Genomic DNA, 20255 nt, shown 5'->3' with positions numbered 1-20255 from the left:
CTCACTCCGCCGAGAACGGAACCGTCAGTGCGCCAAAGCCGCCCACTTCGATGGTGAACGTATCGTTCGGCGCTACATCGACCATTGGACCAAGCGCACCGGACAAAATAATTTCGCCGCGCCGGAGGGGATCGCCGAGCCTGACCGACATATCGGCTAGCCACTTGACCGCGCGAAGCGGATGGCCGAGACAAGCCGCGCCGGTGCCGACGGAGACTTCCTCACCATTACGGCTCAAAACCATGCTGCAAAGCCGCGGATCGAAGTCACCGAGCTTTCGTTCCTGCTCTCCAAGTACGAACAAACCGCATGACGCATTGTCCGCAATGGTATCAGCCAGAGTGATTTTCCAGTCAGCTATGGCACTATCCACGACCTCTGCCGCAGCGACTGCATAACCGATCGCTCCTTCTAGGGCCGACCAGGATGTGTTGGGCTCGACCAGATCGTGTTCGAGTACAAACGCGATCTCGGCCTCAATCCGTGGCTGCATGAGACGCTTCATGGGAAGCGTCTCACCGCTTGCAAACTGCATATCATCGAACAGAACCCCGAAATCAGGCTGGTCCACCCCCAATTGAGCCTGGACGGTTTTTGAAGTGAGGCCGATCTTGCGGCCGACGCGCCGCGCTCCCTCGTCGATGCGACGGCGCGTATTAATTTCCTGCACTCGATAGGCCTCATCCACATCGCTAAGCCCGTAGGTCAGACTGAGGGGCGGAATGCACAACCCCGTTCTTCGGGATTGGTAAACAGCATCTGCTATGTTCGCGGACGATTCCGGCATGGCTTGAGGCCTTCCTCAGGCGGCGATGAAATTGGCGACGAGTTCATTGAACTCCGATGCCTTTTCCCATTGCGCCCAGTGCCCACAATTCGGGAAGACGTGCAGTCTGGCGTTCGGCAACCGGTTCAGCAAAATGAATGAAGAATCTAGAGGAAGGACACGATCCTCACGCCCCCAGATAATAAGGACCTCGTTTTCCAGGCCTGCGAGATCCTCGCGCCAGAGGTCTTCGATAGCCGGCTTGCCGTTGCGAGGCAAGATGGAAGGCGCGGCGACGACTTCCGGATCAATCGAGTTCTGGTAGCGCTGCTCGAGCAGTTCATCCGAGATCTGCGACCCGTCAAAAACCATCATGTCGATGAAATCGCGCAGGCGCTCACGCGTCGGCTTGCCATCTGCATAATAGGCAAACATCCGGCGCAGTCCTTCCGTGGGCATTGCGGAGAAGATAGGCAGGCCACCTCCCGCGCCCATCAGGATGACCTTGCCGGTGCGCTCGGGATTGTCGAGCGCGAACTTCAGCGATGTACCGCCTCCAAGCGAATTACCGACAAAATTGGCTTTCTCAATGCCGATCTTGTCCATGAATTCGCGCACAACGCCGGAGTAGTAGCGGAACAGGCCAGGCTGCGGCCCCACTTTGGTGGAGCGCCCATAGTTCGGCAGATCAATGACAATGACTCGGCCTTTTTTTGCAAGATCTTCTACGTTGCGCTGGTAATTGCTCCAGCCCGTGGCGCCGGGTCCCCCACCATGTATCAGGATGGTCGGAAACCCCTCTCCCATATCGTGATAGTGAAGAGAGACCCCATCGAGTTCTGCCATACGACTCGTTGCTTCGAAGGTGTAGGACACGTCGCGTTTCCTTTCGATATTCGTTCTGTCGACCTCGCCGGGCCGGATATGTTCGGTTTGAATTACTGCCGAGTGCGTCCATGCCCCCAAATGGAGGTCGAGGCATATCGGGCAGGCACCCATGTTTTTTCGTCGATAAGGCGACCGTCGCATCCGAACTCCAATTCGAATTCGGATGGCGTTGCCACGTAAAAGGAGAGCATCCTGTCGTTGCTATGCCGGCCGAGACTGCCGGTCACCGGCACCTTGGCGGATTCCGCCTGATCGTAGAGACGTCCCACATCGTCCACGCTTTCCACTTCAAGCATCAGATGCACAAGACGCTTCGGTAAAGGTGCCGGCAGCAGAGCAATCGTATGATGGCGAGGATTGCAGTGGAGGAACACGGCTTCGACAGTCATATCCGGCCCCAATGACACATCGATGTAGTCACTGACTTCGAACCCGAGTACTTCGCAGTAGAAATTCCGCATTTCCTCAATTCGGCTTGTGGCGAGAACAGCGTGGCCCAGCCCCAGGGAACCGGTGACGAATTGCGACCGCAAGCGAGGCGAACAGAAGGGTTCTTCGGGACAGCGACGCACGGTATGAAAAAACTCCAACCGGTTTCCATCCGGGTCTGCCGCAATGAGCAGCCCGTCTACCATGCGCCGCTTGAGAACGTCCTCGTCACCCATCACGGCTTCTATTCCCTTGGCGGCGAGTATCTGACCAAGATGAGACAGTTCGTCCACATCCTTCACCTCGAACCCGAGAGCCAAAAGGTCGTCGTCCTGCGAGGGCTCGGTTGCAATGCGCATCGCATAATCGTCGATGCGATAGGCCTTTGCTCCGCCTCCGACATGAGGACCGTTCATCAGCCCGAGATACCGGACGAGGAAATCATCCCACGCCGGCTGATCACTCACGCCGACAACCGCATATCCCAAATTTTCGACCAGGCTCATTCCCCGCTCCCCTCGCAAAATCGTTCCAACAGACCATTTCCCCCAGCAGGTTCGACAAGACCTCTCACGCCGACACCACCATCCACATTGAGGATCGCGCCCGTCGTCGCGCGCGAATGCCGTGATGACGCCAGCAGTACATAGGCGCTGGCGTAGTCCTCGCCCCGCGGCATGTCGGGTAGGGGTGAATGCTGTGCGACAAGGTCTGCCATCGGCAGCGAAGTAATCGACTGATCGGCAAGACCGAGACTCTGGGGCCCGCGCAGATCCGACTGCAGCGGCCCCGGGGCCACACCGTTAACCCGGACATGCGGGGCAAATTCGAATGCAAGCTGGCGGACGACGCCAACGCCAGCAAACTTCGAGGCGGTGTAGAGAATGCCACCGCCATTTACGTAGAAACTGGCATTCGAAAGTGTAAGAACGACACTGCCCCGCGCTTCGAGAAGAGCGGGAAGCGCGGCCCTCGCTCCCTTCATCGCGCCCAGAAGGTTGATCCCCATCACCTCATTGAAGGCCTCGTCAAGGCAATCCGGATCGATGTCGGCAAGAGCTGTCTGATAATCCCAAATGCCGGCATTGCCTATGAATGCGTCCAGGCGACCGAAAGTCTTTAGAGCGTTAGAGACTGCAGAGAGATTGTCTTCATAGTTACGTACATCACCACAGCAAGGGATAACCTCCGCACCAAACTCCCGGGTCAGCGCTTCCAGCTTTTCCGAAGAGCGATCAAGAACCGCAACGCGTGCGCCTTCTTCAACGAAACGCTTCACGATCGAGCGCCCCAGACCCGACGCGCCGCCTGTTACAAGCGCGACATGCCCATCAAGCCAGTTCATGCGGCTGCCCTTTCAATCTCTTGTACGAGAGTCCGTAGCTGCACTTCCAAATCAGCCAATGCCGATGGATTAGCGACCGGCTTGCCGATGAGGCGTCTCATTGCGGCGAAATCCGATGGTGCTCCGATCGCGAAAGCGCCTGTTGCCCGGCCTTCTTTCAACACCAGACAGCTAGCCGCGCCGGAAGTTTTGCTCCGACGCAGGACAAGATCATCACCCTGCGCCTCGCCCGCTCCCTGGATGTAGATTTCCGCCTGTTCCGACCAGAAGGTAGGGAGAATTGACGCGGCACAGTCCTGCCCTGCGATTTCGCCCGCTACGATCCGGGCCTGCGCCATCGCATCGTTATAGGTCTCGTGACGGCATCCCGGCTTTCCTGGATGCGCCCCCCAACGGGCAGCATCACCGACGGCAAAGACATTTGCGTCCGATGTTCGCCCTCTTTCGTCTGCCAGCACACCATCGGAAACGGCAATCCCGGCCGCCTCGGCCAGCTCATCTCGCGGAGACACACCTATCCCGACAAAGGTCAGATCGGCTGGAATGCAGGTACCGTCCGCAAGGCAGATCGCCTCAACCGATTTGTTCCGATCGATGCGGAGTATCGATGCCCCGAGCTCGAAGCCGATTCCCTTCTCCTCCAGAAGCCTCTGGAGCAACTGCGCCATCTGCGCCGGTAGTGATCGGGACATGATCCGCGATTGCTGCTCTATGACCCGGACATTGCATCCAAGCCCGACCGCGGCACACGCGACTTCGAGCCCAATCACGCCTCCCCCAACTACGCAGACGTTCTCTGCTTCGCGCAGTGCATCACCGAGTACACGCGCATCACCCCAATCGCGCAGCGTGTAAAAGTCCGTCGCACCGGCACCCGGAGCGCTGATTGTCTTGGGGCGAGCACCCGTAGCGATTACCAGGGTGTCGAAAGGATATTCGACGCCGTCGGACGTCGTAACGACTCGCCGTACTTTATCAATCGAGGTCGCTTCCCGCCCTTTGTGCAGGACAATTTCCAACGAACGAAGCTCCGCCTCCTCCGAGAGAAATGGCACGTCTGGGTCAGTAGCCTTCAGCGCATCCTTTGACAGGGGTGGCCGTTGATAAGGAAACAGGTTTTCCGACGAAAGAATGCGGACGCTGTCCTTATAGCCCATGTTACGGAGCTGTCTTGCGCATTCAAAACCTGCGAGGCCACCGCCAATGATCAACGTACCGGCGGTCATTTTTTCTCACCACCTTCATCAGGCGCCGGTAATTCGATCCTGATTTCACCATCCACGTCTTCCACCGCAAATGTCTTGAGTGGGCAAGTCGCAGGCGGAGAGAGCACACAGCCGGTACGAATATCGAACTTCGCCATGTGCAGTGTGCATTCGATTACATGACCATCTAGCCAACCTTCCGAAAGTGACCAATTGCCATGCGTGCATGTGTCGGAAAATGCGAAGAACTCACCATCGACATTGCACACAGCGACCGGCCCCACCTCGGTCTCGACCTTGAGAATGGCGCCCAGCGGTAAATCGGATTTTTCGACGGAAGCAATAAAGGCCATTCGAGAACTCAAAAGAAGATACTGATGCTGTTGGTCAGAATTAGAGTGTGGTCGAGGTATACGGTACGCGCAGCGATTTCGAACTTCCCGCCGCCACCACTCCGACGCAGCCGATCCACGCGCTTTCCGGAAAACATATCCACCTGCCGCTCAAGACGGCTGCGGTATACGAGCGTATTGGACGTCACCTCGAACTCGTCGTTCTCCAGCGCTCGCAGGCGAATGTTGGAAACAAAATGTCTCGTTCGAGATGGCGGATCCTCGGCCCAGGCAAACCCGGTTGCGAGACGCCGTATGCGCGTCTTCAACCCCTCGTAGTCATCGTCAAAATGGGCAAGCTCGGCCGTTCCGCTGAATTCCTTGTCACGCTCGCGCGCGCTCCGTGTCGTTCTCACGGGAACGAAGTAGCGAATATCCGGCGCAAAGAGCGCGAGCCATTCATCGAAATGCCCGTCGTCGAGCAGGGCCGCCTCATCGAAGAGGAACTCTTCAACTTCGCGCGCAGTTTCAACGTCAATGCGGTTGTTCATATCGCTCGATCCGCCCTAGCTGCCACTGTCCGGTTTTCCACAGGCCGATGCCGGTTCCTGCGCCAGTTCCTCCCAACTTTGGCCCGCCATCATTCTGGCCCAATGCTGGTAGAACCCCCTTGCCGCTTCCTCGGAGAACATGCCACTCACGATTCCTGGGTACTCCGAACGATCTTCCGTATGGCCCTTTCCCATCGACGCGTTGAGAGATGTCTGGCGCGTCTTGTGCCCCCGCAACACTCTCTGGACCTCCACCCAGTTTTCGCCATCGTCCTGCTCAAAGATTCCGCTCGTGCCGAACATTCGCGTGATCCGGTCGCGATATGCGGCCTTCACTTCGTCCGGCGCATCGCTATCCACCAGGATCATCGACCAGACTTCCATTTCCTGAGGCCCCCGCGGATGCCATACGCGCAGCGCGTTGATACCCGGCAAGAAGGAGAAATTTGGGAAGATCGTCATATGTTGTCCGGTAATCTGGCGGCCTCTCAACTCACCCAGATGCTGGACTGCCGCGTCGGAATATTTTCCAGCGAGGTAGTCCACGATTGTTCGACCCATCGTGTTGACGTTGAATTCCCACCCGCGCTCGCTGGCGAAAAAGCCCGTTCCATGACCGAAACGCGGCGCGCGAAACTGTGCTCCCTCTTGCGGCCAGTCCGCATCCGCCGGGGACGCGTCGTCTGGCAGGCTCGCCAGAACCGCTGAAAGATGCGAATAGGGCGCGTGGTACATATCACTTGCAAACTGCTCGGCCGCCAGCTTCCAGTTGCAGGGGATAACCCATTTGTGCACGCCCGAAATCAACTCGCTGCCCGCACCCGAACGATCGAACATGACGTCCATATACCAGGCGGCATCGCCAATATAGGTTTCGAGGTCAGGGGCTGCCTCATCCCAGCAACCGAAAATCAGATTACGGAAGGATGCAATCCGGGGAACACGAACAGGGCCCCAGGCGTCCTTGTCGATTTCTCCGTGATAGGCCTCCTGCTCAAGAGGCACATGTACGAGCCGGCCCGAAATGTCATAGGCCCAGCCATGGTAGGAGCAGGTGAAAGAGCGTGCCTTGCCACAATCGGTCCGACAGATGCGCATACCCCGATGGCGACACTGATTGAGAAAGGCAACGACGCTCCCATCCTTCTGGCGCACGACCAGTACGGGATCCTCCCCCATATATGTGGAGACGAAATCGCCCGTTTCCGGAATCTGACTGCCATGCGCGAGGAACAACCAACTGCGACCGAACACCTGCTCCAACTCGCGCCGGTAAATGTCTTCATCCACGTAGATGGCAGGATTAATCTCACCACCATCGCCCCCGACGAGATCAATCATGCTACGATCTGGACCACCAGAGTATGGATTTGGCATTTTACTACCCGACTCCTCAACAAGAAAAATACTACCCGCCATTTCAGGTAATAATTACTTGTTATTTGTATTTTCTATTTGTTTTTATGTTCGTTTTTTCCGTATCTTACCTAGAACAAACTAGAAGGTAGTGCGCTGCCCGTCATTGACCGACTGTCCGCTTCTGTTGATGACGGGTCCGAGGAAACGGACAAATGGCAAACTTCGGCTACATCAATCTCGACGACATCGACTATGGGACGATCCACCGGAACGTCCCTTGGGGCATTCATGTGGAACCGCGGCGCATGCTCGCCCTTTTCGTTGTCAGCCGCGGCAAGGCGTGGTTCCAGACGGACAACAAATCCTTGCCTCGGGTTGAGCTTGGAGAGGGAGATATCATCGGCGTGTCAGCCGGAATCGGTTACACGCTGTCGAGCGAGCCGGAGCCCGCTGCTGCGAGCATCATCGACGGGAGAGAGATATTTGAAAGCCTTGCCCGCAAGACACGGCATACGCCGTCGACCGGAGAAGGTGATACGGAACTGGTTATTGGACGTGTGCCCCTTAAAAAGCAGGTTCTTGCGGGCATCTACCCGACGATATCCCTGCTCACACCGCGCGACGGCAAACCGCATTTGCGTACCCGGAACATCATCGACATGATCATCAGGGACTACGCACAGGCAGATGGATCGCCAGAGCGTGCCATCCTAAAGAGGCTGACAGAGGCACTCGCTATCGAACTTCTGACCAATGTCGAACGCAAGCGAGCACGCGGCGAGGATCGATTCTGGCACCCCACCACTACGGATCGTTCTATTTCAAGTGCCCTCGACCTGCTGCATCAAAACCCTCAGGAAGACTGGACTCTCGAACGCCTGGCCCAGGCAGTCGGTTTGAGCAGATCGGTTTTCGCCGAGCGGTTCCGCAACATCACCGGCGGCACGCCGATTTCGTATCTCACCTCAATCAGGATTAACCGTGCCATTATACTAATTGAGGAAGGCGCACTCTCTCTCAGCGAGATCGCCTTTGCGACCGGCTATATGTCGGAAGCCGCCTTCAGCAGGGCCTTTGTACGGGAGAAAGGCATTACGCCCGGTCGCTTCCGGTCCTCGATACTAAAAGACGCGGCGCAGTAAACTTGCGCCGCGCCCGGATCACCATCCATTCCTGCTACTTGTTCACAGCAACCTGATTCGATGGATAGAAGCGAAAAATAATATCCGCGACAAGTACGGGTTTGTCTGCCTTGTCGTTTTCGATTTCGCATCCCATCAACAGCTGAACACCGCCTTTGACGTCGATCACGTCCTTCAGGGTCATGTGGAGCCGAATACGCGAGTTCACAAGCACCGGTGCCGGGAACCTTGCTTTCTCGATGCCGTAGTTCAGCCCCATGCCGATGTCTTCCAGTTTGTAGACATCACGCAGCAACGGCACCAGCATGGCGAGTGTCCAATAGCCATGCGCGATCGTACAACCGAAAGGGCCTGTTTTGGCCTTCTCCACATCGACGTGACTCCAGTCCCAATCCTTGGTCGCGTCGGCAAACATATTGATTTGTTCCTGGGTCACGTCATGCCATTCACTCGACCCTACACGTTGTCCGCGGTACGACTTGATGCCTTCAACACCCTTGAATGTAACCGGCAATTTTTCCCTCCTGCTGAGTGCGCTTATGTATGCGCTAGCGTTTTCCATTCCTCGGCGAGCTGTCGCCTGACCAGGCTTCGATCAACCTTGCCATTCGCCAGAAACGGCATCTCGGACCAAACTGATATGAGTTTCGGCACCTTGTAACCCGGGAGCCGACCACGCAGATGCGCACGAAGTTCTTCGACGTCTGCCGTCCTACCATCCGCAAATGACACGGCAGCCGCAACGACCTCGCCGTACTCCTCGTCTTTCACACCAACAATGGTGGCGAACGCCACCGCCCCATGAACTTCGATAGCGCTCTCGACTTCGTAGGGGGAGATGTTGTAGCCGCCCGACCGGATGAGTTCCTTTTTCCGTCCAACAATCGAGAGATATTCCTGGTCGAAGGCTCCGAGATCTCCGGTACGAAACCATCCATCTTCCGTGAAGGAGTCCGCCGTCGCATCCGGACGGCCCCGATATTCGGATATGACCTGCCTCCCTCGAATAAGTATCTCACCGACGAAGCGCCCATCCATTTCCACCGGATCATCGAGCTTGACCTCAAGGCTCGGCAGCGGCTTGCCCACACCCGACAGCAAGGCTTCCGCGGACATGTCTCTATCGGAAAATGTTATTCCGCCAGCAGCTTCCGACATCCCGTAGGACACACCCAACCGCTTCGCCCGACAGCGAATAGCATCAAAGGCTTCACGCGAGAGGGGCCCTGGCCACCAGACATACTCCAGACTCGACAGGTCGAATTCATCCATCCGTCCGGATGAAGCAAGACGCTGAAGCATGGTCGGGATTGCACACCAAAGCGTTATTCGCTTCTGCTCGATCGCTTCCAGCGTTCGTTCCACATCGAACCCGGGGAGCTGCACCGCGGTACCGCCCGCCAGCAATGCCATCACCACTTCATTCGCCAGAAATGCGACATGATCGATCGGCAGCATGGATAAGGCGCGAATATCCTCCATATCAATGCGAGCGAGTGCATTGGTAACCGAAGTGAGAATAGCGAGGTTCGAGATCAGAACGCCCTTCGGCTTTCCTGTCGAACCTGAAGTGTAGATCAGCGCGACGGCAGCTTCGGGGTCGTCTGCAGGGATAACCTGCTGGGCAGCATCTTGCTCAAGAAAGGCACCAAAATCCGATAGCCTCACGAGACGGTGTTTTTCATCTTTGCCCAGCACCTCTTCGATCGCTTTCGCAAAATCACGCCCATCGAGCCTTTCGATTGAAAAGATGATCGTCGACGCAGAGTCCTCCAGCAAATGCGAGAGCTCGTCATCCGAAAGCCTCGGCCCCAGCCCCGCGAAAATCGCCCCGATTTTCGAGCAGGCCAGCAAGACCGTCGTCACTTCGGGGCATGGCGCCGCAAGGAACGCGACACGATCTCCGACACCTACGCCGCGACGCCTAAGCGAGAGGGCGCATCGATCTACCAGATCAACCAGTTCCGCGTATGAGATAACGCGCTCTCCATATTCGATCGCCGGATGCATCGGGCGATCGACGGAAATTTCTTTCGCTTTTTTGTAGAGCGTATCTTCAACAATGTGTTCCGTGGTCGAAGTACCCATGTCGCTCCCGTCTCAATAAATCCCGGAGTCTTCGCGGCGCCCATGCGCAACACCTGTCGGCCCCTGACTCAGCCAGCGGCCGGCGCTCTTCACCCAAGGTGCGAGCTGTGCCGCGGCCCATCGCTTCGCATGCGCCATGACATTGGGTGGCGAGAGCCTATCCAGGCCGGATGCGGCAACACTCTTGTTGAACTCGGCGGCTTCGTGGCGATCAGCCGCAAAATGTCGGGTAGCCATCTTCGCGACTGCCGGGTCTGTGCTGCTCATCGCCGTTGCGATTGCGACAGCGGCGGAATCTGCATCCACGATCCCCGAATTCAGCCCTCTTCCACCGAAGGGGGCAAAAAGATGTGCTGCCTCGCCACAAAGCAGAATGCGGCCGCTATCATCTGTGAAGTCTCGCGCTACCAGTTGCCGGAAGCGGTAAGTCGAAACCCAAGTGATTTCGGCATCGGCAAGGCCATGATTGAAATCTGACAACCATGCTCGGCACCCTTCAGGCGACCCGAGGAATTCAACGTCGTCATCCGCCTTGCACTGGAGGTCAAAGCGCCAACCTCCTTTGAAGGGAAGGATCAAGAGATTGCGCCCGGCGAGGCTCTTGTGCCGATAATGGAAGTAAAGTTTGAGCGGCCAAGCGTCGAGAGTAGGCGACGACACATCTGCGATGACATAAGCAGTGTTCGAGCTGCTGCCCTGGAGGGGTATCCCCAAAGCCTTGCGTACCGACGAACGCGCCCCGTCGGCAGCGACCACATAAGGCGCAACAAGCCTCTCGCCTTCAGCGTTCAGCAGGGTCACACCCTCGGATCCCACCTGCACCGTGCTAACGGAAAATGACCAACGGAATTCGACGCCGGCTTCCAGAGCAGCCTTGTAGAGGATTGTCTCAGTGTCCACCTGCGGAAGGCTCGTCCCATAGTTCAGATAGCTCGAACGCTCGAATGAACGTTGATAAACAAGCTTGTTTGCATAGGTGAATTCAGCGCCACGCCATGTAACGCCCGCCTCACCTATCTGCTTTGCAAGGCCCGGCGCCATCCGGTCGAGTATCTGCAGCGGCTCTTTATGGAGGAACAAGGCTCTGCTGCCAGGTCTTTGCCGCCCATCAGCATCGGCTTCCACGACAAGTACGGGTAGCCCTCTCGCCCGAAGCGCCAAGGCTGCGGTCAAGCCGACCGGCCCTGCTCCGACTACGATGATATTTACCGATTTCGCCACAAGCTGGCCCTGCTTTCCAGTCCATACCCATGCGATTGGCGCCGAGGCAGCTCACCCGCCCTTCTCCACCAATCACATCGGCACTAGACCTATTGCAGGACATGCAAACAATATCCGGACGTATGAATCTCCAGACAGATCGTCCGACACCGGCAGGCAATCCAAGCGCTTTACGTATCGTCCGGATGCCCGCCACTCAAAGTGATCGAAATCGTTTTTTCGATTACCGGTGCCGCCGCCCTCGGGGTAACGACTTCGTCCCCCGACTTCCAAAAGATAAAGTGCATTTCAGTCAAAGAGAGTGAACATGGAATCGAATAGCTCGAATGATCGCCACTGATGCACATGGAAATCCTATTGGTGGGAAGCTTCCGCATTTCAGGAACCGGGATCTTCTCCCCTCACCACCGCCTTCCGCGCCACTCGGTGCGCCTCGCGGGCCTGCGCCAACAGCACATCTGGATACACACCAAGTGCAAAGGACTTCCGCCGGCCTCCGAACCGATATTCATATCGCCAGTACCGCTGCCCTTTGGTGGCGACCAGCAAGAAGAGGCCCGCTCCATCGGAAAGCTTGCATGCCTTGGACCTTGGTTTCGCGGTCCTTACAGCCACATCGGTCAACGGCATGACGGTATCTCCTTACAGAGAGGAAGAAATGTGCCGTCACGACATTCGGAAGCCCAAAGACAAGGTCGGACCTTGCCGGACTCAAGCGTTTGATTTTGTTTGAGATTTAGACCCGTCTCGGACTTTCTCGAACGTCCTTGGATGGGTAGGTGGTGCCCAGGGGCGGAATCGAACCACCGACACTGCGATTTTCAGTCGCATGCTCTACCAACTGAGCTACCTGGGCGGAAGCTCCAAAGCGGGGCGGGCTCTTGAGGCCCCGGCAAACCGCCTTGGTGAGGTTCGCGGGTTATAAGAGATTGATCCGGCACTGTCCAGAGGTGCCGCACAGCTTTCGGTCAGAATATCGAAAGCCGAATTGGCGAACAGGGTTAAGGGCTTACCTGCCTCCGCCGCGCTCGCCCTCTTCGTCGAGATCAAGGCTTTCGGGGTCGAAATCGTCGGGCGGCTCCACGGCGGGAATCGCATAGCCCTCGCTCAGCCAGCGATTGAGATCGACATCCGCGCAATGCTTCGAGCAGAAGGGATGGACATCGGGCGCAGATTTCTTGCCGCAAATCGGGCAAGGCCTTGGCGCGCGCAAGGGAATGACCTTTCCATCCCGCTCTCCGCTCTCCTTCCCGCTCATTGCAGCACCCCGACATCCAGCTTTTCGCGGGCATAATCGGGCTCCGGCACGAGACTGACCGCCGCGGCGACTTTCTCGCTAAGCCGTTCCAGCAGATAGGGGTTGCCTCGTTCCAGCCAGTCCACCACTTCGGTGGACGCATGCGCAACGAGCGTGCGGCCCGGAGCCCCTGCCGCTTCGCGCTGGATGCGCCGCAAGAGATCGTTTGCCACCGTCGCACAGGTCTTGCGGCGCGGCCTGCAATTGGCATAGGCGGGTTCGGTCAGCAGCTTGTCCAGCGGCTCGCGCACGCGCTTCCTTGTCATCTCTACCAGGCCGAATTCCGACATGGCCGAGATCTGGGTCGGCACGCGGTCGCGCGCAAACCCCGTTTCCAGCGCGTCGATCACCTTTGCAATGTTGTCGGGTTCGTTCAGGTGAATGAAATCGATCACCACGATGCCGCCCGTACCGCGCAGGCGAAGCTGGTGGACGATTTCCTCTACCGCTTCGAGATTGATGCGCGCGCTTGTTTCTTCCAGGCCGGTGGCCGCGGTGTAGCGGCCAGAGTTCACATCGATCGCGGTCAGCGCTTCCGTCGTCTCTATGGTGATCCAACCGCCCGAGGGCAGTTCCACACGCGGCTCCAGCGCGGTTTCGATCTGTCCGTCCACGTCGTAAAGGGCAAAAAGAGGCCCCGGCCCGTTGAAAAGCTGTACCCGGTCCAGCATTTCAGGCATGGCACGCTTGCAGTAGTGCTTTGCTTCCGCAAAGGCTTCAGCATCGTCGATCAGCACACGCTCGGTGTCGGCATTCACGCAGTCGCGCAGCGTCTTTGCCACCGGATCGAGATCGTGAAAGACGACGGAAGGCGGCGAAGATCGTTTCTGCCTGTCGCGGACCTGGCGCCATTCCTCGGCGAGCTGTCGTGCGTCAGCGGCAATCTCTTCCGCTGTCGCACCGATGGCGGCGGTGCGCACGATGAAGCCCGCAGGCTCGCCCGTAACGCCACAGGCATTGAAGCGCTCGACCATTTCTTCCACCAGCGCGGTCAGCCTTTCGCGCTCAGGCTCGTCCTCGATACGGCGCGACAGCGCAACGCCGGACTGGTTGGGTACCAATACGAGCAGGCGTCCGGGCAGCGTGACATTAGCGGAAAGGCGCGCACCCTTTTCGCTGATCGGGTCCTTCACTGCCTGGACGAGAATTTCCTGCCCTTCCGTGACGCAAGCGGAAATAGGCGGCAATGTGCCTTCATCAAGGCCCGTCAATTCGCAAAGGCATCTCGCCTCGCGCGCGCCAAGAAAGCCCGCGCGCTCCAGACCGATTTCCACGAAGGCGGCCTGCATGCCCGGCAGCACACGCTGCACACGGCCCAGAAAGATATTTCCGATGACGGAATGCCCTGCACGTCCCGTCCTTTCCTTCAGCGCATCCGCCATGGTGCGCTCCAGAAAGAACTCGACAGGACGACCGCTTTCGACGACCGCGACGCGCGTTTCGCCGGGGCCGACATTGATCAGCACTTCCTCCGACATCAATCCCCTTGCCATCTTCCGACCGCGACCCCCATCACAGACGGATACGGAACCCCTAATTTGCAAACCAATTCTGGAAAAATGATCCTAGCAGCAATTTGCGCTGCGTTCATAGATGCGGCGAAAGGACCCGATAGCCCCTGCCGGTCAGCAATTGCGCGGTCTCATAGAGCGGCAGACCGACTACGGATGAGTAGGATCCCGAAATTTCGCGCACAAACGCTGCGGCAAGCCCCTGAATAGCATAGCCACCCGCCTTGCCGTCCCACTCGCCACTATCGAGATAAGCGGCAATTTCCGTCTCGGAAAGGCGCTTGATGCAGACCTTCGTCGTCACAACGCGGCAACTGAACCTACCGTCGCCGGCAAGGCACAGCCCGGTATAGACCCTGTGTGTGCGGCCGGACAGAAGCCGCAGGCATCGATCTGCTTCCGCCCGATCGAGCGTTTTGGGCAGGATACGCCGCCCGCAGGCGACGACCGTATCGGCCGCCAGCACGAAAGCGTCCGGCTCGGCCGCAGCCACGGCTTGCGCCTTTTCCCGCGCCAGCCTGCCGGCATGGACGCGCGGTGGCTCGTCGCGCAGCGTTGTCTCGTCGATGTCCGACGGAATTACCGCATCGGGAGCGATGCCGATTTGTGCCAGGAGAGCAAGGCGGCGCGGCGAGGCGCTGGCAAGAACCAGCCTGCGGCGCGCACCGTCGGAAGCGTTCGCACTATGAGGGGCGACGCTCACTTGAATCGGTAGGTAATCCGGCCCTTGGTCAGATCATAGGGCGTCATTTCGACGAGCACCTTGTCCCCCGCCAGCACGCGGATGCGGTTCTTGCGCATCTTGCCTGCCGTGTGGGCAATGATCTCGTGATCATTTTCCAGCTTCACCCGGAAAGTGGCATTCGGGAGGAGTTCGACTACGACCCCCTCGAATTCGAGTGTTTCTTCCTTCGCCATTCACAACCCTTTGAAATTTGGCCGAAGAATGGTCAGAAAGGCGCCCGAAATCAAGTACTGCATGCACCCTCTTTTCGCAGGGGCAGCAAAGTACTCACAAAAAAGCGACAAATCCGCTGGAATGGCTCAGTTCGCCAGCAGATATTCGATCGTCGAAACGACGCGAACGGTCTTGTCGATCTGCTCGCTTTGCTGAATGCCGGGGGCATTGTCGCGCGGCAGGATCTGGAACTGGCCCTGATAGGCGCGGCGGATGCCGTTGAGGCTAGTGCCGGAATCCCTGGCGAAGGTCTGTGCGGCTTCCTTGGCGCGGCCCATCGCCTCTTCGATCATCTCACCCTTTACCTTGTTGAGGCCGGTGAAAAGATAGGAGGGACGGCTCGGACCGCGGTCGCTGGAAAGAACAATCCCCGCCGCGACCAGATTGCCGGTCGACCGGTTCGCCTCGGCAACCTTGTCCACATCGGTAGAGCGCACCATCACGAGCTGGCTGATGATGAAACGAATATCCACCGGCCCGGAGCGATAGGCCTGCGCCATGCGGTCGGTCACTTCGGGGCTTTCCACAGAGATTTCATCGTCAGAAAACCCTTCGCTTTTCAGGAATTTGATCACCGCCTTCGTACTCACCGCGATCTGGGCCTGAACACCTTCGACATTGTTGCCGGTCGCCACGAACCGAATGGGCCAGAGAGCAAGGTCGGCTTTCACATCACGCTCGGAAAGCCCTTTCACGGTGACCGAGCGGTCGCCCAGCCGGGATTCAACGAGGCCCTGCCCGCCGAAGTAGCCACCAAGGGCTATTCCAACGCCCAGAATGGCGGCAGCGGCGATTGCGAAAACATTATTCATGAGCGAACTTCCTCCCGGCAGAACGGCTTACCCCGTGTGCGGTTATTATAGGGAGGCTTGTGTCGAGAATGCGACCCCGGCAGACGCCGCATGGCCCAGAATGGGTAGGCCGGTCGCCGGAGGGGGGGGGGATCCAGCAATCCCGCCCGCTATCCGACGCGCCGCTCAGTCCGCCCGAAGCGCTTCTCGATCAGGCGTTTGAGCTGGTCGCGCAATTCACGATAGGCGACGAGACGGCGCTCTCGGCTACCGCCGGTAGGGGTAGCCAGCGGATCGATCACGTCCCAGTATTCGACTTCCGTCGCCGCAGACCGGGTAGCTCCTTCGGCGGCTTCCTTCGCCTCCGGCGTCAGCGCCACAATCACGTCATAGGATGTGAGGTCGTCCAGCTCATCGACCCCGCGCGGCATATGGGATGCAATGTCGATCCCGACTTCGCCCATCACCTCCGCGGCGAAGGGATCGGGGTCGCCGGGCGTCACGCCCGCCGACTGCGTGAAGATGCGGCCCGGATAGAGCGCCTTCATCAGCCCCTCGGCCATGGGGGAGCGGATCGCATTGAGGTTGCAGATAAACAGCACCGAGCCCGGCAATTTCCCTTCTCCCGCCATGCCTACCCCTTGATGTGAAGTACGCAGATAAGCGTGAAGAGACGGCGGGCGGTGTCGAAATCCATGTCGATCTTACCCGAGAGACGCTCCTTCAGCAGCGTCGAGCCTTCATTGTGCAAGCCCCGGCGCCCCATATCGATCGCCTCGATCTGGGCAGGCGCTGCGCTTTTGATGGCGTCGTAATAGCTCTCGCAGATCAGGAAATAGTCCTTGATGATCCGGCGGAACGGGGTCAGCGAGAGCATGACCTTGCCATGCTCTTCGTCGTCTTCCAGGCGGATATCGAAGATAAGTCGGTTTTCCTCCACCGACAGACGCAGGCGATACGGGCCGCCTTCGCTGCCGACGGGCATGAAGAGATTTTCTTCCAGCAGGTCGAAAATCGCCACCTTGCGCTCATGCTCGACGTCGGGGCTGCGGCGCACGACGGAAGTCTCGTCGAGGGCGAGATCGACAATGCGATAGTGCGCATCCCGCTCGGGGGACGATGCCGCCTCTTCCATTCCGCCTTCTGCGCTCCGATCGCTCATATGGGGTACTCTAAGCCCAATCGCACTTGCGATGCGAGGCCCGAAGCGCATCTCAATGGCGCGGGCATGCGCCTGGGTCGAGGCTCAGCGGTTGAGCCGGATGGAAACGGAGCGTCCATGCGCCTGAAGCCCTTCCGCATCGGCCAGCGCCACCGCCGCCGGCCCGATTGCCGCGAGCGAGGCCGCATCGCAGCGCACCAGCGAGGTCCGCTTCATATAGTCGAGCACGTTGAGGCCGGAAGAAAAGCGCGCGCTGCGGGCCGTGGGCAGGACGTGATTCGTCCCTGCCACGTAATCGCCCACCGCTTCCGGCGTATAGCGCCCGAGGAAAATGGCGCCCGCATTGGAAATCCGGTCGGACAGTGCATCGGGGTCGGCCGTCGCTATTTCCAGATGCTCCGGTGCGAGCCTGTCTACCAGCGGCACCGCATCTTCCAGCGCGGCGACCGTGATGACGGCGCCGAACTCTTCCCAGCTCTGCGCGGCCGTTTCCTTGCGCGGAAGGGCCTCCAGCTGGCGGGTAACCGCCTCTTCCACCCTGTCGGCGAAAGCGGCATCATCCGTAATCAGAATGCTTTGCGAGCTTGCATCGTGTTCCGCCTGGCTCAGAAGGTCCGCCGCGATCCAGTCCGGATCATTCTCGCCATCCGCGACAACGAGAATTTCGGACGGCCCCGCGATCATGTCGATGCCGACCGTACCGAAGACCTGCCGCTTGGCCGCCGCCACATAGGCATTGCCGGGACCGACGATCTTGTCCACCGGCGCGATGGCGTCGGTGCCATAGGCCAGCGCAGCCACCGCCTGCGCACCGCCGATGCGATAAACTTCCGAAACGCCGGCGAGCTTTGCCGCCGCCAGCACGAGCGGGTTCACCACCCCGTCCGGCGTCGGCACCACCATGACGATGCGCTTCACACCCGCGACTTTCGCGGGGATTGCATTCATCAGAACCGAACTTGGATAATTCGCCGTGCCCCCCGGCACATAAAGGCCCACCGCGCCCACAGGCGTCCAGCGGTGGCCGAGTTCCACGCCTTGCGGATCGGTGAAGCGGGCATTCTCGGGCAATTGCCGCTGGTGATAGGCCGCGATGCGTTCCGCCGCGATCTTCAGCGCTTCGACGGTTTCAGGCGCACAGGCCGCGGTCGCGGCATCGATATCGGCGGCGGGAATGGCGAGCGTCTCGGGCGTGATTTCCGGCAAGCGGTCGAATTTACGTGTGTAGTCGACCACGGCTTCGTCGCCGCGCTTGCGGACATCGGCAATGATCGCCGTCACGGTTTCGTTCACATCGACAGAGGCTTCGCGCTTTGCCGTCAGAAGTTCGGCAAATCGCGCGTCGAAACCCGCATCGGCACTATCGAGGCGCTGGGCCATCACTCAATCCGTCAGTTCGTTTCATGCCGTCAATTTTCGTGTCTGGGCGCGAGCGGCGTTTCGCGCATCAGCCCCAGATCGGATAAATGGGCTTCAAGCGCCTCCACGTCCAGCCGAATTTCCCCGCCGCCGGAAAACACCAGCGTGACGACACCGGCAGGCGTGTCGGTTTCCTCAAAGCGGATGGCGAGCAGGTTCAGCACGCCGTCGGGCTTGTCCTGCGCAATATTGCGCGTCCGGACTTTCATCACATTCTCGAAATGAAGACCGGTTCGGACACGCTCGTGCCGAGCCTTGGCGAACCAGCCACGCCGCTTTACTTCGCTCTCCCAGCGAAAACGGTTCGCGACCAGCGCAAAGCGCCGCGTGCCGGGCAGGTGGGCCAGATCGCCCACTTTCAGCACCGCATCCTGCATCTGCGCGGAAATGACTTCGAGGTCTTCGGCATCCCGCGCCGAGAGCCGTAATTCTTCGCTCATGCTGTCTCCATCTCGATCACGTCAGGAGGCTTTCTCGCGCCAGATTTCGGCCCCGCAGGCACTAAGTTTTTCTTCTATACGCTCAAAACCCCGATCGAGGTGATAGACGCGATTGATCACTGTTTCGCCTTCGGCGGCAAGGCCCGCAATAATCAGCGCCGCCGATGCGCGCAGGTCGCTCGCCATCACGGGGGCGCCTTTCAGCTTTTCCACGCCATGCACCAGCGCCTTGTCGCCATGCAGCGAGATATCCGCGCCAAAGCGGGCCAACTCCTGCACATGCATGAAGCGGTTCTCGAAAATCGTCTCGGTGATTTCCGACTCGCCTTCCGCCATGGTCATCAGCGCCATGAACTGCGCCTGCAGGTCGGTCGGGAAACCGGGGAAGACCTGCGTTACCACATCGGTGGCCTGAAGCCGCGCCCCGTTGCGGGCGACACGCACCTCGCCCTGGCGGCTTTCCACCTCGACGCCCGCCGCGCGCATGGCGACCAGAGCCGCCTCGAAAGTGGAAGCATCTGCGTTTTTCAGCGTCACATCGCCGCCGGTCATAGCCGCAGCTATGGCGTAGGTGCCGGCCTCGATCCGATCGGCGACCACGTGATGGGTAGTGCCGTGGAGCCTGTCGACGCCCTGTATGCGCAGGGTGGAGGTCCCGATCCCTTCGATCTTCGCGCCCATGGAAACGAGACAGTTGGCGACATCGGTCACTTCCGGCTCGCGGGCGGCGTTTTCGAGAATGGTTTCGCCCTCGGCAAGCGTTGCGGCCATCAGCAGCGTATGCGTGGCACCGACCGAGACGACCGGAGACCGGATGAGCGCGCCCTTGAGCCCGTCCGGGGCGGCGGCGACCACATAGCCGTCCACCAGGTCGATCTGCGCCCCCATCTTCTGGAGGCCCTTGATATAGAGGTCCACCGGCCGCGCGCCGATGGCACAACCGCCGGGCAGCGAAACACGCGCCTTGCCGCAGCGCGCCAGCAGTGGCCCCAGCACCCAGAAGCTCGCCCGGATTCGCGAAACGATCTCATAGGGAGCGGTGGTCGACTCAATGTCGGGCGTGGTGATGGACAGCGTATAGCTGTGACCGGCGATTTCGGGTTCCAGCTCGGCACCCAGCACGTTCAGGAGCTTGCCCAGCGTCTGCACGTCGGTGAGCTGAGGCATATTGTGGAATTTGACCGTCTCGTCGGTCAGCAGGGCCGCCGTCATCAGCGGCAGGGCCGCGTTCTTCGCGCCTGAAATAGGGATATCGCCGGTCAGGCGATTGCCGCCCCTAATGTGAATGCTGTCCATCTGCCGTTCCGATCCGATCGCTGAGTGTCTTATAGATGAGGTGGCCGGGGAGAGT

General features: G+C 59.1%; 23 protein-coding genes and 1 tRNA gene. 1 reads left to right on the top strand and 23 read right to left on the bottom strand.

Features of this window, described 5'->3' with window-relative positions; genetic code table 11:
* Position 1 precedes the first annotated feature (1 nt).
* From CMI59_RS10605 to CMI59_RS10570, 8 genes are all read right to left on the bottom strand, one after another.
* On the bottom strand, positions 2-787 hold the full coding sequence (locus CMI59_RS10605; protein ID WP_293328228.1) for a fumarylacetoacetate hydrolase family protein: 786 nt from the start codon (positions 785-787) through the stop codon (positions 2-4).
* Positions 788-802: 15 nt separating this feature from the next.
* Positions 803-1642: an alpha/beta fold hydrolase gene (locus CMI59_RS10600; protein WP_293328227.1), complete on the bottom strand. Its 840-nt coding sequence runs from the start codon at positions 1640-1642 to the stop codon at positions 803-805.
* A 62-nt stretch (positions 1643-1704) separates the two neighbouring features.
* Complete coding sequence (locus CMI59_RS10595; RefSeq protein ID WP_293328226.1) at positions 1705-2589, bottom strand: VOC family protein; 885 nt, start codon at positions 2587-2589, stop codon at positions 1705-1707.
* A complete protein-coding gene (gene hcaB, locus CMI59_RS10590) occupies positions 2586-3428 on the bottom strand; it encodes a 3-(cis-5,6-dihydroxycyclohexa-1,3-dien-1-yl)propanoate dehydrogenase (protein WP_293328225.1) in 843 nt (280 codons plus the stop codon). The genes CMI59_RS10595 and hcaB overlap by 4 nt, the downstream gene beginning before the upstream one ends.
* Positions 3425-4654: an FAD-dependent oxidoreductase gene (locus tag CMI59_RS10585; RefSeq protein WP_293328224.1), complete on the bottom strand. Its 1230-nt coding sequence runs from the start codon at positions 4652-4654 to the stop codon at positions 3425-3427. Before CMI59_RS10585 ends, hcaB begins: the two co-directional genes overlap by 4 nt.
* Positions 4651-4986, bottom strand: a complete 336-nt coding sequence (locus CMI59_RS10580; protein ID WP_293328223.1) for a non-heme iron oxygenase ferredoxin subunit — start codon at positions 4984-4986, stop codon at positions 4651-4653. Before CMI59_RS10580 ends, CMI59_RS10585 begins: the two co-directional genes overlap by 4 nt.
* Positions 4987-4994: 8 nt before the next feature.
* Positions 4995-5516, bottom strand: coding sequence for an aromatic-ring-hydroxylating dioxygenase subunit beta (locus tag CMI59_RS10575; protein WP_293328222.1), 522 nt, complete (start codon positions 5514-5516; stop codon positions 4995-4997).
* 15 nt (positions 5517-5531) lie between these two features.
* The gene (locus CMI59_RS10570; RefSeq protein WP_293328221.1) at positions 5532-6857 is read right to left on the bottom strand and encodes an aromatic ring-hydroxylating dioxygenase subunit alpha; all 1326 of its coding nucleotides are present in this window, start codon (positions 6855-6857) and stop codon (positions 5532-5534) included.
* Positions 6858-7087: 230 nt separating this feature from the next.
* Here CMI59_RS10570 and CMI59_RS10565 point away from each other — a divergent pair, with 230 nt between their 5' ends.
* Positions 7088-8017, top strand: a complete 930-nt coding sequence (locus CMI59_RS10565; RefSeq protein WP_293328220.1) for an AraC family transcriptional regulator — start codon at positions 7088-7090, stop codon at positions 8015-8017.
* Between the two features lie 34 nt (positions 8018-8051).
* On the opposite strand, the gene CMI59_RS10560 is transcribed toward CMI59_RS10565, so the two are convergent.
* From CMI59_RS10560 to murA, 15 genes are all read right to left on the bottom strand, one after another.
* Positions 8052-8531, bottom strand: coding sequence for a MaoC family dehydratase (locus CMI59_RS10560; protein ID WP_293328219.1), 480 nt, complete (start codon positions 8529-8531; stop codon positions 8052-8054).
* Positions 8532-8554: 23 nt separating this feature from the next.
* Complete coding sequence (locus CMI59_RS10555; protein ID WP_293328217.1) at positions 8555-10105, bottom strand: AMP-binding protein; 1551 nt, start codon at positions 10103-10105, stop codon at positions 8555-8557.
* A gap of 12 nt (positions 10106-10117) precedes the next feature.
* The gene (locus CMI59_RS10550) at positions 10118-11326 is read right to left on the bottom strand and encodes an FAD-dependent monooxygenase (RefSeq protein WP_293328215.1); all 1209 of its coding nucleotides are present in this window, start codon (positions 11324-11326) and stop codon (positions 10118-10120) included.
* A gap of 378 nt (positions 11327-11704) precedes the next feature.
* On the bottom strand, positions 11705-11956 hold the full coding sequence (locus CMI59_RS16905; protein ID WP_363102487.1) for an Arm DNA-binding domain-containing protein: 252 nt from the start codon (positions 11954-11956) through the stop codon (positions 11705-11707).
* Between the two features lie 150 nt (positions 11957-12106).
* A tRNA-Phe gene (locus CMI59_RS10545) sits at positions 12107-12182 on the bottom strand.
* A gap of 153 nt (positions 12183-12335) precedes the next feature.
* Positions 12336-12584, bottom strand: a complete 249-nt coding sequence (yacG, locus tag CMI59_RS10540; protein ID WP_293328213.1) for a DNA gyrase inhibitor YacG — start codon at positions 12582-12584, stop codon at positions 12336-12338.
* Positions 12581-14116, bottom strand: coding sequence for an Rne/Rng family ribonuclease (locus CMI59_RS10535; RefSeq protein WP_293328211.1), 1536 nt, complete (start codon positions 14114-14116; stop codon positions 12581-12583). The genes yacG and CMI59_RS10535 overlap by 4 nt, the downstream gene beginning before the upstream one ends.
* Before the next feature lie 94 nt (positions 14117-14210).
* Positions 14211-14837 (bottom strand): nucleoside triphosphate pyrophosphatase, encoded by a 627-nt coding sequence (locus tag CMI59_RS10530; RefSeq protein WP_293328209.1) that lies wholly within the window; start codon positions 14835-14837, stop codon positions 14211-14213.
* The gene (infA, locus tag CMI59_RS10525) at positions 14834-15052 is read right to left on the bottom strand and encodes a translation initiation factor IF-1 (protein ID WP_293328207.1); all 219 of its coding nucleotides are present in this window, start codon (positions 15050-15052) and stop codon (positions 14834-14836) included. Before infA ends, CMI59_RS10530 begins: the two co-directional genes overlap by 4 nt.
* Positions 15053-15178: 126 nt before the next feature.
* Positions 15179-15904: an SIMPL domain-containing protein gene (locus CMI59_RS10520; protein WP_293328205.1), complete on the bottom strand. Its 726-nt coding sequence runs from the start codon at positions 15902-15904 to the stop codon at positions 15179-15181.
* A 149-nt stretch (positions 15905-16053) separates the two neighbouring features.
* The gene (locus CMI59_RS10515; protein ID WP_293328203.1) at positions 16054-16515 is read right to left on the bottom strand and encodes a low molecular weight phosphatase family protein; all 462 of its coding nucleotides are present in this window, start codon (positions 16513-16515) and stop codon (positions 16054-16056) included.
* Between the two features lie 2 nt (positions 16516-16517).
* Positions 16518-17018: a UPF0262 family protein gene (locus tag CMI59_RS10510; protein WP_293328240.1), complete on the bottom strand. Its 501-nt coding sequence runs from the start codon at positions 17016-17018 to the stop codon at positions 16518-16520.
* Between the two features lie 111 nt (positions 17019-17129).
* On the bottom strand, positions 17130-18425 hold the full coding sequence (gene hisD, locus CMI59_RS10505; protein WP_293328201.1) for a histidinol dehydrogenase: 1296 nt from the start codon (positions 18423-18425) through the stop codon (positions 17130-17132).
* A 29-nt stretch (positions 18426-18454) separates the two neighbouring features.
* Complete coding sequence (locus tag CMI59_RS10500; protein WP_293328199.1) at positions 18455-18904, bottom strand: DUF2948 family protein; 450 nt, start codon at positions 18902-18904, stop codon at positions 18455-18457.
* A gap of 21 nt (positions 18905-18925) precedes the next feature.
* Positions 18926-20200: a UDP-N-acetylglucosamine 1-carboxyvinyltransferase gene (murA, locus tag CMI59_RS10495; RefSeq protein ID WP_293328197.1), complete on the bottom strand. Its 1275-nt coding sequence runs from the start codon at positions 20198-20200 to the stop codon at positions 18926-18928.
* Positions 20201-20255: the final 55 nt, after the last annotated feature.

The organism is Parvibaculum sp. (genome assembly GCF_002684405.1).
Taxonomy (GTDB): Bacteria; Pseudomonadota; Alphaproteobacteria; order Parvibaculales; family Parvibaculaceae; genus Parvibaculum.
The sequence above is the reverse complement of the archived record's forward strand: the minus strand, read 5'-3'. Positions and strand labels throughout refer to the sequence as shown.

Coding starts and splice junctions, on each gene's coding strand:
- CMI59_RS10605 (WP_293328228.1), bottom strand. CDS start 787: ATGCCGGAATCGTCCGCGAACATAGCAGATGCTGTTTACCAATCCCGA.
- CMI59_RS10595 (WP_293328226.1), bottom strand. CDS start 2,589: ATGAGCCTGGTCGAAAATTTGGGATATGCGGTTGTCGGCGTGAGTGAT.
- hcaB (WP_293328225.1), bottom strand. CDS start 3,428: ATGAACTGGCTTGATGGGCATGTCGCGCTTGTAACAGGCGGCGCGTCG.
- CMI59_RS10585 (WP_293328224.1), bottom strand. CDS start 4,654: ATGACCGCCGGTACGTTGATCATTGGCGGTGGCCTCGCAGGTTTTGAA.
- CMI59_RS10580 (WP_293328223.1), bottom strand. CDS start 4,986: ATGGCCTTTATTGCTTCCGTCGAAAAATCCGATTTACCGCTGGGCGCC.
- CMI59_RS10575 (WP_293328222.1), bottom strand. CDS start 5,516: ATGAACAACCGCATTGACGTTGAAACTGCGCGCGAAGTTGAAGAGTTC.
- CMI59_RS10570 (WP_293328221.1), bottom strand. CDS start 6,857: ATGATTGATCTCGTCGGGGGCGATGGTGGTGAGATTAATCCTGCCATC.
- CMI59_RS10565 (WP_293328220.1), top strand. CDS start 7,088: ATGGCAAACTTCGGCTACATCAATCTCGACGACATCGACTATGGGACG.
- CMI59_RS10555 (WP_293328217.1), bottom strand. CDS start 10,105: ATGGGTACTTCGACCACGGAACACATTGTTGAAGATACGCTCTACAAA.
- CMI59_RS16905 (WP_363102487.1), bottom strand. CDS start 11,956: ATGCCGTTGACCGATGTGGCTGTAAGGACCGCGAAACCAAGGTCCAAG.
- yacG (WP_293328213.1), bottom strand. CDS start 12,584: ATGAGCGGGAAGGAGAGCGGAGAGCGGGATGGAAAGGTCATTCCCTTG.
- CMI59_RS10535 (WP_293328211.1), bottom strand. CDS start 14,116: ATGGCAAGGGGATTGATGTCGGAGGAAGTGCTGATCAATGTCGGCCCC.
- infA (WP_293328207.1), bottom strand. CDS start 15,052: ATGGCGAAGGAAGAAACACTCGAATTCGAGGGGGTCGTAGTCGAACTC.
- CMI59_RS10520 (WP_293328205.1), bottom strand. CDS start 15,904: ATGAATAATGTTTTCGCAATCGCCGCTGCCGCCATTCTGGGCGTTGGA.
- CMI59_RS10515 (WP_293328203.1), bottom strand. CDS start 16,515: ATGGCGGGAGAAGGGAAATTGCCGGGCTCGGTGCTGTTTATCTGCAAC.
- CMI59_RS10510 (WP_293328240.1), bottom strand. CDS start 17,018: ATGGAAGAGGCGGCATCGTCCCCCGAGCGGGATGCGCACTATCGCATT.
- hisD (WP_293328201.1), bottom strand. CDS start 18,425: ATGGCCCAGCGCCTCGATAGTGCCGATGCGGGTTTCGACGCGCGATTT.
- CMI59_RS10500 (WP_293328199.1), bottom strand. CDS start 18,904: ATGAGCGAAGAATTACGGCTCTCGGCGCGGGATGCCGAAGACCTCGAA.
- murA (WP_293328197.1), bottom strand. CDS start 20,200: ATGGACAGCATTCACATTAGGGGCGGCAATCGCCTGACCGGCGATATC.